The following is a 12,337-nucleotide window of genomic DNA, read 5'->3' on the forward strand; positions in this document are numbered from 1 at the left end:
GGCCCGCAGGGTCGGGGCGCGGGCGAACGGCCGCCGAGATCACCCGCGCCCCGACCCGGATCTGCCGCAGCGCTCTCGCGGCGCGACCCGGACGCCTAGCGCCCTTCATCCTCATTCCGCCAGGAATGACGCGCGGGGTCGGCGACGATGGCGTTGAGGGCGGCGATGTGGCGCCGGTACGCCTGCCGCCCAGCCGGGGTGATGCGGTACCAGGTGGCGCCGCCTCTGCCTCGCCCGGTCTTCTTGACCTTGACGTAGCCGGCGTGCTCCAGCGTGTTCATCTGCTTCGAGAGGTCCGAGTCGCTGATGCCGAGGTGGTCACGCAGGAAGCCGAAGTCGGCGTGCTCACCGCCGGCCAGGACCGACATCGCCGCCAGGCGCTTGGGAGCGTGGATGACGGCATCGAGGTCGGAGAGATTCATCCCTCGCCCTCGACGCGTCGGCGGGTCCGCGCCGCTGCGTGTTCGTACGCCTTCTCGTACCACAGCAGTCCTCCCGTGACGCCCACGAACGTCACGGCCGCCGCCACGACACCACCGGCGAACACGGCGAGCAGCGCGATGGTGGCCGTCAGTACCGCCGCGCCGATCAGGTAGGCCCTGATGGCGGGCTTGAACTCCGCCGGTGCACCAGCGACGTCCGGCCATGCACCGCGCACCCGGCGGTACCGGACCTGGGCGATCAACGCGACGGCCACCAGCGCCAGCAGCGCCGCGGCGCTCCACAACCCGTGCAGCTCGGTCACCGCGAGGACGAGCGCGCAGGCCCAGGCCCCGGCCGCGGGGTAGTACCACCAGCGGGTCGGCGGGTAGTCGATCCAGGTGGCAACGGCGCCGCGCTCGGCCTCAGCCAAGGCGCGCCGCGGCGTGAAATCACTTTCCATGGTGGAAAACATATTCGATCGCTTTCCACTTCTGCAAGTGGAAAGTGGTGGGCGGCGCCTGCCACCGATCCGACCGCTCCACAGGCCCGGTGCGGCGGGGCGGCAACACTCGCTCGACGCAGCCCGGCTACACCGGGTAGGACGACTAGAGTTGACCCGCCACCGACCCAGCCCCTACCCGACGCTCCCGGAGATGCCCGCGTGTCTGATCGGTTCGTTCACCTGCACGTGCACACCGAGTTCTCGATGCTCGACGGTGCCGCCAAGCACAACGCACTGTTCGCCGAGGTCTCTCGGCTCGAACAACCCGCGGTGGCGATGACCGACCACGGCAACATGTTCGGCGCGCACTCCTTCAACGCGCAGGCCAAGAAGTCCGGCATCAAGCCGATCATCGGCATCGAGGCGTACGTCGCTCCGGCGAGCCGCTACCACAAGAAACCGGTGTTCTGGGGCGAACGAGCACGAACCGGCAAAAAAGAGGTCGACGAGTACGGCGAGAGCGGCGATGTCTCCGGCGCCGGCGCGTACACGCACATGACCATGCTCGCGCAGAACTCGACCGGGCTGCGCAACCTGTTCAAACTGTCCTCGCTCGCGTCCATGCAAGGGTTCTTCCGCAAACCGCGCATGGACAAGGAGCTGATCGCCGAGCACGCGGACGGGATCATCGCCACGAGCGGCTGCCTCGCCGGCGAAATCCTCACCCGCCTCCGCCTGGGCCAGAAGCAGGAGGCCGTGCAGGCCGCCTCCGACTACAAGGACATCTTCGGGCCGGACCGCTTCTTCATCGAGGTCATGGACCACGGCATCCAGATGGAGCGCAACATCCGCGCAGAGCTGCTGGACATCGCCCGCCAACTCGACCTCCGGACCGTGGCCACGAACGACAGTCACTACGTGACCGCGGATCAGGCCGGCCACCACGACGCTCTGCTCTGCCTGCAAACCCGCTCAACGCTCGCCGACACCGACAGGTTCAAGTTCAACGGCGACGGCTACCACATCAAATCATCGGCGGAGATGCGCGAGTACTGGGACACCGAGGTTCCCGGTGCCGCCGATAGCACCTTGCTGATCACCGACATGGTCGAGGGTTACGACGAGGCATTCGCACCCACGAACCGGATGCCGCAGGCCAAGATCAAGCCCGGCAGCACCGATGTCGAAGTGCTGCGCGAAGAGGTCGAGGAATTCATCCCGACCCGATTCCCAGGCGACAGCTTCACCCAAGACTACCGCGACCAGCTCGAATGGGAGCTGAAGGTCATCACCGAGAAGGGGTACAGCTCGTACTTCCTGGTCGTCGGTGACATGATCCGGTGGGCCAAGAACAACGGCATTCGCGTAGGGCCGGGACGTGGCTCGGCCGCGGGCGCGCTGCTGTCCTATGTGCTGCACATCATCGACATCGACCCCTTGCAACACGGGCTCCTGTTCGAGCGGTTCCTCAACCCCGAGCGCGACTCGCCACCCGACATCGACATCGACTTCGACGAGCGCAGGCGCGATGAGGTCATCGCCTACGCGAAGGAGAAGTACGGCGAAGAATACTTCGCCAAGGTCATCACCTACGGCACGATTAAAACGAAAGCGGCGTTCAAGGACGCCGCCCGCGTGCACCTCGGGCAACCTGGATTCCAGCTCGCCGACCAGTTCAGCAAAGCACTACCGGCGCCGATCGCGGCGAAGGACATCCCGCTGTCCGGGATCGTCGATCCACAGCACGAGCGCTACACCGAGGCCGCCGAAGTTCGCTCGCTGATCGAGAACGACGCGCAGATCGGCAAGATCTTCGATACCGCACGCGGACTGGAAGGCTTGATCCGGAACGCAGGCGTGCACGCCTGCGCCCACATCATCTCCCGCGAACCACTGCTCGACGTGCTGCCGCTGTGGAAACGCGATGACGGTGAGATCATCACCGGCTGGGACGGGCCGCAGTGCGAAGACGTGGGCCTGCTCAAGATCGATATTCTCGGCCTCGTCAACATGACCACGATCGACGACACCGTGCGCATGGTGAAGGCCAATCACGGTGTTGAGATCGAACCGCTCGAGATCCCTCTCGATGACGCCCCCACCTTCGAGATGCTGAGCAGGGGCGAGAGCTTGGGCGTGTTCCAGCTTGAAGGTGGCGGAATGCAATCGCTGCTCAAGCGCATGGCCCCCACCCGGTTCGGCGACATCGTCGCCTGCGTCGCCCTGTACCGGCCGGGCCCGATGGACGTCAACGCCCACCTCGACTACGCCGACCGCAAGAACGGCAAGAAGCCCGTCGAGCCGATCCACGCCGAACTCGACAAACCGCTCGAAGACGTGCTCGGTGAAACGTACGGCCTGATCGTCTACCAAGAGCAGATCATGGCCATCGCCCAGCGAGTGGCGGGATACACGCTCGGACAAGCCGACTTGCTCCGACGTGCGATGGGCAAGAAGAAGAAGGAGGTGATGGACGAGCAGTTCGCCCGGTTCGAAGCCGGGATGGCCGAACGGGAGTACAGCAAAGAGGCCATCGACCAGCTCTGGGCGACCGTGCTGCCCTTCGCCGGATACGCGTTCAACAAGTCCCACGCGGCCGCCTACGGCTTGGTGACCTACTGGACCGCCTACCTGAAAGCGCACTACCCGGCCGAATACATGGCGGCACTGCTGACCGCCAACGCGCACAACAAGGACAAGACCGGCATCTACCTGTCCGAGTGCCGCCGAATGGGAATCCGCGTGCTACCGCCGGACGTGAACGAATCCGTCGTCGGGCACGCGGCCGTGGACGGTCGAATCCGTTTCGGGATGGGAGCCATCCGCAACGTCGGCACGAACGTGGTCGAGTCGATCACCAAAACGCGTGAGACCAAGGGCCGCTACTCCTCGTTCACCGATTTCCTCGACAAGGTCGAGATCACCGCGTGCAACAAGCGGGTCATCGAGTCGCTGATCAAGGCAGGCGCCTTCGACTCGCTCGGAGCCACTCGCATGGCCCTGACCCAACACCACGAGGCGGCGGTCGACGCCGTGATCGGCCTCAAACGCCAAGAGGCGATGGGGCAGTTCGACCTGTTCGGCGGAGGTGACGACACCGCCACCAGCCCCGATTCCTCCCCGCTGGCGCACCTCCAGTTCACCCAGGAGGAATGGCCGCGCAAACAGCTCCTGGCGTACGAGCGGGAGATGCTCGGCCTCTACGTCTCCGCGCACCCCCTGGACGGCGCCGAGCGGTTGTTGCGGCCGTACCAGGACACCACCATCGCAGAACTCGTCGGTGGAGAACGCGAGCCCGGCCCCAACGGCAAGGAAGAGGCCAAGATCGCTGGAATGATCTCGGCGATCCAGCGGCGGCTCAACAAGAACGGGCAGCCCTGGGCCATCGTCACGCTGGAGGACTTCGACGCCAGCGTGGAAGTGCTGTTCTTCCCGAAGTCCTACGAGCTGTTCTCCGACTGCTTGGCCGAAGACACCGCGCTCGCCGTCAAGGGCCGGGTCAACGAACGTGAAGGCGAGATCAGCGTGTTCGCCTCGGACGCCGTACCGGTGGACATCGCCGCGGCCGAGCACTCGCCCGGATCAGCGCCGCCGTTCGTGCTCCGCGCCGATGCCAAGAAGATCGACAAGGAACTCATCGGAGAACTCCGCAACACGCTCGGGACCTATCGTGGCGAAACCCCGGTGCACGTCCACTTGGGTGCGACTCGACTCGAACTGCCGGCTTGGCCGGTGAAGGTGTGCACCGAGCTCGTTTCCGAGCTCAAGTCACTGCGGGGAATCGCGATCGAGCGCGTGGGCTCGGCCTGACGGACAAGCCGGGGCGGAGCCGGCGCCGCAGCACCCCTGCGTCCGCTGAGCGGCTCCGGCCCCGGCCGCCGCCACCGCCGTCCGCACACCCGGCGCCGACCACCCCGTCGAACACACCCGCTGATCTAGCACGAAAGTGCTGGGTCAGCGGGCTTTTTGATGTCGCGTCATCGATCAGATCCCCTGCCACGCCGTAAACCGGAGTGAACGAAAACCAACCCTGTCGCGATAGAACACCAGGTCAAGAAGTGTCGGCCCCGCGCACGCGGGGATCGTTCCTGATTGGTCGCGGGGTCGCCCCCGATGCAGTAGTCGGCCCCGCGCACGCGGGAATTGTTCCCCGGCGATCCGACGCTCTTCGTGGAGAGCACCGTCGAGCCCGCGCACGCGGGGTATCTCCCCCGTCGGCCGCCATCACGAGAACGAACACGCAACCCGGGCGACCGACCTAGACCGTTCTCAAAAGAACATCGTGCATCGCCTTTCAGGGCCACGGCCGAACGTAGCTCTGTCGATCGATGACGTCGAGTGACCGCTACCACGTCAAGGTAGTGGCCAACGGACCATCTCACTGTGAACCGGGGCCGAGGTCGGTGTCGTTGCCGATCACCGCCGGGCAATGCGGCGAAGTCGGCCGATCCAACGTCGAACCAACCCACCACCGCCGACAACACCGTTCAAGCGATGGTCCCGTCACCAGTTCCTGTCGCGTGCAGGAGTTGTGCCGAGTACGGGTTGAGTTCGATCGCTTTGTCCTCGCCGACGATCACCGTGCCTCCGAGGTGGGCCAAGTGACGGCCGAACGCGTAGTTCGGTTCGAAAGCGAAGCTCATTCCCTGGAGAACACCTCGGCATAGATGACATCGCCGTCTTGCAGCACACGCGGGGTTCGCGCGCGCTGACCCCAGTCCGGTGGTCCTGCCGCCACCACATCCGCCCCCGACCACAGGTGCATGGCAGGAGGCAACGACCCGAGGCTATACCCGGCGGCCATACCCGCTGCGTACACGCGGCTCTCCGGGACTCCGGGCGCAGCAGTGGCCACCATTGCCTGAACCATGGCGTCACCGATGCTTGCCGAGTGCCGCAGCACGGCGATCTCCTCCTCCCCAAGCTGCATGATGAGTTGGCCGAAAGGGAGGTCGACCGCTTGGAAGACCGCTTCGGGGAAGCGACACAGCACGTTGTTCCAGAGGTTGTAAGGGATGATTCCCTCGGGGTGCCACGGCATGTGGGAACCGAGGCCGACGACACCAATGGCCGACTCGGCCAAATCCAGCTCGTTGAGTGTTTCGATGATCGTTGAGGAATGCCGGGTGCCACGCAGGCGCTGCGCGGGGATCCAGGGGGTGTCGCCGCGTCGGTGGGATTCCAGGTGGTCCATGATGAACATAGGCCCTGGGAGGAGGGCGACCGGCTCACCGGCCCGAGGGAAGACCACTGTCGTACCGGCGCGGCCATTGGTGAACCAAGTGTCGTAGGCAACCGGCGCAGGACCCGCGTCCTCGTGCTCGCCGAAGACCAGCAAGGCATCAAGTCCTTCGCGGGCCATGAATTCTCTCGCCAGGTTCCATCGGCGGTCGCGTTCAATCGTGGAAAAGACCGGTAACCGCATTTCGGTCATCTTCATCTCCTTGTCAGGTCATGCGCTAACCCGGCAGGTCAGCGGGAACGGTGTCCCCGCGTCATCCATGGGATCGGCGTCCTTGACCAGAGTGAAGCCTCCGTCCGTGGGGAGCCAGGACCGCTCTGTCCCCCGCTACGCGTGGGAATGCGGGTACGGGTGGAAGCCCTGCGTTCCGATCGTCCGCAATAGTGCGATCTTCTCGCGTGCGTCAGTGCCCTCTGTCGGAAAGAACGCGAGAACCTTGGTGTCCGCTTCGGGCGATAGCAGGGCCTCGCAGGTCAGGTGCAGGACGCCGACCTCGCGGTGCAAGAACCTCTTGCGATCGAAGCGGTGCACTGCCACTTCATGGTGCGCCCACAGGTCGCGGAACTCCTCGCTTTTCTCCAGCAGACCTGCGACCAGGTCAGCGACGTCGGCATCGCCGCCGCGCCGCGCGGAGGTCGCCCGGAGGTCATTGACGTGTGCGAGCGAGTGCTTTGGCCAGTCCTCCTCGGGAAAGCAGTTGCGCAGGTCAGGTTCGGTGAACCACCGCCACACGATGTTCGTCGAGCGATGGGAGTCGCTCCTCGTGGTCCAGCCCAGAGTGATCGCGGCAACGTCGTTCTGCCAAAGCATTTCGCCCAGATCGCTGACGACACATGCCGGAATATCACCGAGCCGATCCAGCAGACTCATCACCCCGGGCCGTACATAGCCACCCGAGTAGCGGAGCGGGGCCGAGAAACCGGCCAGGTGGTACAGGTGGTCGCGCTCGTCGGGATCGCATCGCAGAGCACGGGCGAGCGACGCCACGATGGCCTGGGAGGGGTTCGCGCCGCGGCACTGTTCCAGCCGGGCGTAGTAGTCCGTGGAGATATTGGCCAGCTGGGCCACCTCGTCGCGCCGCAGACCCGGCGTACGCCGCCGCACACCCTCCGGCAGACCTATGTCGGTCGGTCGCAGCAGCTGCCGGCGACGTCGGAGGAAATCGGCAAGTCCAGGACGATCAATCATGCCTCCAGTACACCCCCGCCCGCTTCTTCCGAACAGTCGGCACCCAGGGACAGGCCGTCCCTGGCTGCAAGGTCCCGCGTTGGGTGATCCTGGCCTGGCCCGGGTTCGTGACCTGCCTGGGTGCTGAGAACAGGGCAGACGACTCCTGTGCGTCGTTGATCGAGGTGAGACGTTTCGCCTCTCTGCCTGCTACTGCCCCGCCACACGCGTGATGCCGTCATTAGATCGGGGCCCCACCTCATCAAGAGCGGCGCTTCGGACGACGGTTCCCGTCATCGGCACCATCGAGAACCAGAAACACGAAAGGAACGCCCATGACTTCGATTCTGATCACTGGTGGCAACTCGGGAATCGGGCTCGCCGCGGCACGGGTGCTTGCCGCGCAAGGCATCGAGCTCGTCCTGCGGGTCGCAGCGTGGAACGCATGCAACCGGTCGTCGACGAGCTGAGCGCGCAGTACGGCGCGTCGGTGACAACACTGACACTCGACACCTCGTCGCTCGCCTCAGTCAGGGCGGCCGTCACGCAGTTCCGTACGATGCTCGTCTCCCGTGAGGTTTCCGAGCTCGACGCGATCGTGTGCAACGCTGCCGGTCGTTTCGACGGAGACGTCTCCTACAGTCCCGACGGGTACGAGATGACCTTCGCTACCAACTGCCTGGGCCACTTCCTCCTCGTCGAACTATTGTTCCCGAGCCTCTCCGAAAAGGGCCGGGTCGTCTACACCGCCAGCGGTACCCACGACTGGGACTCGACGGACGGCCGACTGGTCGGGGCCACCGTGGAACCAGACGCCGCCGCACTGGCCACCAACGGCAAGGACGGCGGCAAGGCACTGTCCGCCGGCAAGCGCTACTCCACCTCGAAACTGTGCACCGTGATGTACGCCTACGAGTTGGACCGTCGGCTCCGCAGGTCCCGCAGTTCGGTCTCGTCGATCGCCTTCGACCCGGGATCCGTTCCCGAAACCGGATTTCTCCGCGACATGCCACGGCCCGTGCAATGGGTTTCGAACACGGCAGCCATGAAATGGGTTTCCAAGCGCATGGGCGCTGTCACATCGGACGCGGAGTTTTTCAGGAGCCGCGCTGGCAACACTCGCCGCCGACCCCGGCTATGCGCAGGAATCAGGCAAATACTTCCAGGCCCAGGACAAGTCCCTTTCGGCCGTGCGCTCCGCGCGCCTCTCCTACGACGAACGGCGCGCAGCTCAGCTGTGGGACGACACCAAGCTTCTCGTCCACCTGACTGATGACGAAGAGCCGATGCAACTCCGGTAGGGCTCATCGCACGAACCGTGTTTTCGGTGGCGGTGAAGGTGTCCCCGCCGCCACCCGACGACGCGCCCGACACGGCCGGCCACCGGCGCGCGAAACGAATCCTCCCAAAATCCCCCCACCAGCGGCCCGGACAGCACTTTGGGTCCACTAAGGACATAAATGCAAGATCATCGCCCCGTAAGAAAAAGCCCGCTGACCTGGACATTCGGTCCAGATCGGCGGGCTTCTCGTGCGGTGGGCGCAGCTGGGTTCGAACCAGCGACCCCTTGCTTGTAAGGCATCCGCGCCCCAGCGGTGTGCGTGACCAGGAGATTCCTGGTCAGCGGCGAGCGTCCGACCCACAGTTAAGGGGTCGCAGAACGATCTTGCTCAACGTCTCGGAAATCCCACCCGAACAGACCAGCCACGAGGCGCACGACCCAAGCCTCTCCCCTCCCCGCCAGTGGCTGCCGCGATAGACGCTTACCCAGGCGAGCCTTGCGTGGGCCGATGCCTAACGAGATCCCCTCTAGCGACCGCCGCTTGCACGTGGATCCAGCGGTCTGCAACTCGCTCTCCGGGTAGCTTTCACTCGCTATGAAGTATCCGAACCTCGGTGAGCAGCCTGAACCCGACCTCGTCCTGATCGCCCTCGATGTGCGGGCACGGCGGAGAGACCCTGGCGAGTTCGACGCGGCGTTCGCGGGGGCGGCGTTGTACGTCCGCCGCACGCAGGATCGGGTAGGCGTGATGGCCGCGGAGTTGCCGGGGAAGGGGCGCTGGGTTCTCGCTTTCTCGTCGTTGGCTCGGCTGGCACGCCATTCCGGCGACGTGTCCTGGCTGTCGACTACGGGCGCCGACCTTCTTGATCAACTACCGCGTGGTCTCGGCGTGCTCGTGGATGTCGACGACCCGCACGGGCTTCCGCTGCTCCCCCAGCCGCACGGCGGTCGCGCACGGTTCGGTGGCGCCTCCCTTCCTCCGAGACCCGCCGATATGCCGGAACGGCCTCCCGGAACGCATCCCGTCTGGTAACAAGATCGGCGGCAAGGCCTCATGGAAGGGGTGCGATGACCCAGGGCTTCGACGTGGACCTGCAAGTGCTGGACAGTGCGGGCGAAGCGGTCGCGCAGACGATGCACGACATGCAGTCCTGCAAGGTCGAAGACATTTGCGGGGACGAACAGCAATACGGGCACGCCGGTCTGCACGACGCCTTCGAGCACTTCTGCGACAGGTGGCAGCACGGCGTCGAGGTCCTGATCGAGGACGGCGACACGATCACGCAAGTCCTCAACAAGGTCGTCGACACCTACGTCGAAGCCGACGCGGCCAGCGAAGAATCCATGCGCGCCGTCGGCCGGGGCGAAGACCCCGCAGCCGGGGTCGCAGATGGCTGAACTCGGCGAGACGTCCGACCCGAGGCGGGGCTCGTCCCAGGTGATCCCGACGCGATCGACGACAACGTCGTCGCGATCCGCGGGCGCGGCCAGACCATGGAGCAGGGCGCCGACAGCCTGAAGAAGATCGACACCGGAGCGTGGACCGGCGCGGCGGGCAACACGTTCCGCGACCAGTTCGGCTACGAGCCGACCCGGTGGTTGCACGCAGCCGATTCGTTCACCGCCACAGCGGCAGCCCTCGAGGAGTACGCGGAAGTCCTTCGCTGGGCCCAGACGCAGGCGACCGAGGCGATCGCAGTCTGGCAAGAGGGAGAAGCGGCAACGCACGAGGCGCAGGCAGCCCACGAAGCATCGGTCGCGGAGGCTGATCGCCACAACCGAGCCAACGCGGAATCAGGCGCACCCGGCCGCGTCGACCCAGGACCGTTCTCCGACCCCGGCGAGGCCAAACGACAGGCAGCTCGTGACACTCTCTCTCGCGCACGGGAACAGCTCGGATCAACCGGAGATCGCAGCGCTGCCAGCATCCGCGCAGAGGGCGACCTCGCGCCGGAGCAGTCGGGCTGGGACGCCTTCCAGGACGGGGCCGGCGCGGCACTCGGCTTCGTCGGTGACGTCGGCCTCGGCCTATGGGACGGCCTGAGCGGCACCGCTGGCTTCCTGTGGGAACTGAGTCCTACCCATCTGATCGATGATCCCGACCACTACGCCGACCTTTGGGCAGGAGTGACGTCCGCGTGCTCGTTCGCGGTCGACCACCCGGTCGAGTTCGGCAAGCAGATGATCAACTACGACCAGTGGAAGACGGAACCGGGCCGCGCACTGGGAAACACCGCGTTCGGCTTCATCCCTGTCGCCGGGGCACTGTCGAAAGTCCGCAAGTTCAAGAAGCTCGACGACCTCGGCCACAAAGACAAAGATCACCTCAGCGTCAAGGCGAACGTCGACGAGTACTTCACTGACGGGGCGAAGCCGAACGCCAGCGACCTCGAGAAGTACGCCGAAGCCCAGGGATGGACCAAGGCTCAAACCGAGAACGGCCCTCCGAAGTACGTCGACGACAACGGCGTACCCCGCATGACCCTCAAGGAAGGCAGCGGACGCGCCCCCGGAAGCGACAGCCCCCACGTCGAGCTCAAGGATGAGAACGGGCAACGGATCGACCCGCAAGGCAACCCCGTGACCAGGAAGAGCCTCGGCAATCACACACCGATCGAATGGGACTGGTGACCATGGACTACTCAGAGATCCCGGGCCTGGCCCCGTACTACCTCGAAGACAGCTTCGTCCTGGCGATCGAGGAGAACGAGCAATCCCTGACGTTCGACCTCGAGCTCGTGCTGACCGAGAAGCACCCCGACTACAGCCCTCCGAAACCAGGCGAGCAGTACTGCTACGCCGACGGGAGACTCGTCTTCAACCGCCCCGCAGGCATCGACTGGATCAGCCGACACTTGCGCACCAACACCGACGCGGCGGGGGAAGAAGATCTCGGCAACATCGACTTCCTCAAGCAGGAGGGCGGCACCTGGCGACTCGGCGGCGACTGGGGAGAGGTACTCGTCACGACCGACGCCACGCCGTCGATAACCCTGCACCGGTAGACACAAGGTGCGATCCCGCTGCACTCCTTTGCACAGCCCAGGAGACGGGGTCAGACGGCGTTGAAGCGCGTCCCGCCCACCTCGGGCAAGGCGTCGAGGACGCTGCGCAGGTGCTCGCGCATCGCCTGCTCGGCGGCCGTCGGGTCGGCCGCGCAGATCGCCTCGATGATGGCCAGGTGCTGCGGCAGCGACACGGTGGGGCGGCCCGGGTGCATGGCCAGCCGGAACTGGTGGCGCACGTTCTGGCCGCGCAGCCTGCTGAGCACCTCGTGCGCCGTCTGCTGCCCGCTGACGCGCAGGACCAGCGAGTGCAGCCGCTTGTTCAGCTCGGAATAGCCCCACACGTCCCCGCCGGAGACCGCGGTGCGCATCTGCTCGCCGATCTCGCGCAGCTCGGCCTTGTCCTCGTCGACGACCCGCTCGGCGGCCCGCGCCGCGCACAGGCCCTCGACGACCATGCGGACTTCGGTGATCTCGATGGCCTCTTCGAGCGAGACCGCGCGCACCCGTGCACCGCGGTTCTGGACGCGCTCGACCAGCCCTTCGGTGGCCAGCTGCACCAGCGCGTTGCGCACCGCCGCTCGGCTGGCGTCGCACTGCTCGGAGAGCTCGGCTTCCACCAAGCGCTGGTTCGGCGCGAACTCGCCCCTGGTGATGGCCTCGCGGATCACATCGACCACCGGCTGTCGCGGGGCCGGCTGCTCGGCGTCGCGCTTCGCTGTCGTCACTCGCCCTACCCCGTACCGATTATTCGCAACAATTTTGTGCACCAATCC

Annotated in this window: 12 protein-coding genes and 1 pseudogene; 7 read left to right on the plus strand and 6 right to left on the minus strand. The window is 65.7% G+C overall.

The genetic code is table 11. The features are described from left to right. Window positions 1–95: 95 nt before the first annotated feature. Together H1226_RS21280 and H1226_RS21285 are read right to left on the minus strand one after the other, a co-directional pair. Window positions 96–422 carry a winged helix-turn-helix domain-containing protein gene (locus H1226_RS21280; protein WP_224957854.1) on the minus strand — a complete coding sequence of 109 codons (327 nt, stop codon included), beginning with the start codon at window positions 420–422 and terminating at the stop codon, window positions 96–98. Continuing rightward, window positions 419–883 (minus strand): hypothetical protein, encoded by a 465-nt coding sequence (locus tag H1226_RS21285; RefSeq protein ID WP_258342220.1) that lies wholly within the window; start codon window positions 881–883, stop codon window positions 419–421. The genes H1226_RS21280 and H1226_RS21285 overlap by 4 nt, the downstream gene beginning before the upstream one ends. A 201-nt stretch (window positions 884–1,084) precedes the next feature. Between H1226_RS21285 and dnaE the strand changes: the two genes are divergently transcribed. Next, window positions 1,085–4,675 carry a DNA polymerase III subunit alpha gene (dnaE, locus tag H1226_RS21290; RefSeq protein WP_258342221.1) on the plus strand — a complete coding sequence of 1,197 codons (3,591 nt, stop codon included), beginning with the start codon at window positions 1,085–1,087 and terminating at the stop codon, window positions 4,673–4,675. 677 nt (window positions 4,676–5,352) lie between these two features. On the opposite strand, the gene H1226_RS21295 is transcribed toward dnaE, so the two are convergent. The 3 genes from H1226_RS21295 to H1226_RS21305 all read right to left on the minus strand — a co-directional run bounded on the left by H1226_RS21295 (window position 5,353) and on the right by H1226_RS21305 (window position 7,295). Next, the gene (locus H1226_RS21295) at window positions 5,353–5,508 is read right to left on the minus strand and encodes a hypothetical protein (RefSeq protein ID WP_258342222.1); all 156 of its coding nucleotides are present in this window, start codon (window positions 5,506–5,508) and stop codon (window positions 5,353–5,355) included. After that, window positions 5,505–6,299 (minus strand): M24 family metallopeptidase, encoded by a 795-nt coding sequence (locus H1226_RS21300; protein WP_258342223.1) that lies wholly within the window; start codon window positions 6,297–6,299, stop codon window positions 5,505–5,507. The genes H1226_RS21295 and H1226_RS21300 overlap by 4 nt, the downstream gene beginning before the upstream one ends. Window positions 6,300–6,434: 135 nt before the next feature. Further along, window positions 6,435–7,295, minus strand: coding sequence for a helix-turn-helix transcriptional regulator (locus H1226_RS21305; protein ID WP_258342224.1), 861 nt, complete (start codon window positions 7,293–7,295; stop codon window positions 6,435–6,437). Between the two features lie 314 nt (window positions 7,296–7,609). Between H1226_RS21305 and H1226_RS21310 the strand changes: the two genes are divergently transcribed. The 6 genes and pseudogenes from H1226_RS21310 to H1226_RS21335 all read left to right on the plus strand — a co-directional run bounded on the left by H1226_RS21310 (window position 7,610) and on the right by H1226_RS21335 (window position 11,561). Then, entirely contained in the window at window positions 7,610–7,744 is a 135-nt protein-coding gene (locus H1226_RS21310) for a hypothetical protein (protein WP_258342225.1), read from the plus strand. After that, window positions 7,720–8,547: an SDR family NAD(P)-dependent oxidoreductase gene (locus tag H1226_RS21315; protein WP_258342226.1), complete on the plus strand. Its 828-nt coding sequence runs from the start codon at window positions 7,720–7,722 to the stop codon at window positions 8,545–8,547. The genes H1226_RS21310 and H1226_RS21315 overlap by 25 nt, the downstream gene beginning before the upstream one ends. 604 nt (window positions 8,548–9,151) lie before the next feature. Continuing rightward, entirely contained in the window at window positions 9,152–9,589 is a 438-nt protein-coding gene (locus H1226_RS21320) for an SseB family protein (protein WP_258342228.1), read from the plus strand. 35 nt (window positions 9,590–9,624) lie between these two features. Further along, the gene (locus H1226_RS21325; RefSeq protein WP_258342229.1) at window positions 9,625–9,954 is read left to right on the plus strand and encodes a hypothetical protein; all 330 of its coding nucleotides are present in this window, start codon (window positions 9,625–9,627) and stop codon (window positions 9,952–9,954) included. Window positions 9,955–9,993: 39 nt separating this feature from the next. Continuing rightward, window positions 9,994–11,187 (plus strand): annotated as a pseudogene (locus H1226_RS21330) (putative T7SS-secreted protein); the annotation flags it as partial. Further along, window positions 11,184–11,561, plus strand: a complete 378-nt coding sequence (locus H1226_RS21335; protein WP_258342231.1) for a hypothetical protein — start codon at window positions 11,184–11,186, stop codon at window positions 11,559–11,561. The pseudogene H1226_RS21330 and the gene H1226_RS21335, both read left to right, overlap by 4 nt. Window positions 11,562–11,611: 50 nt before the next feature. Here H1226_RS21335 and H1226_RS21340 read toward each other — a convergent pair whose 3' ends face one another. Beyond that, the gene (locus tag H1226_RS21340; RefSeq protein WP_258342233.1) at window positions 11,612–12,289 is read right to left on the minus strand and encodes a GntR family transcriptional regulator; all 678 of its coding nucleotides are present in this window, start codon (window positions 12,287–12,289) and stop codon (window positions 11,612–11,614) included. Between the last annotated feature and the right edge of the window lie 48 nt (window positions 12,290–12,337).

Origin of the sequence: Saccharopolyspora gregorii, from assembly GCF_024734405.1 — a bacterium.
Lineage (GTDB): Bacteria > Actinomycetota > Actinomycetes > Mycobacteriales > Pseudonocardiaceae > Saccharopolyspora_C > Saccharopolyspora_C gregorii.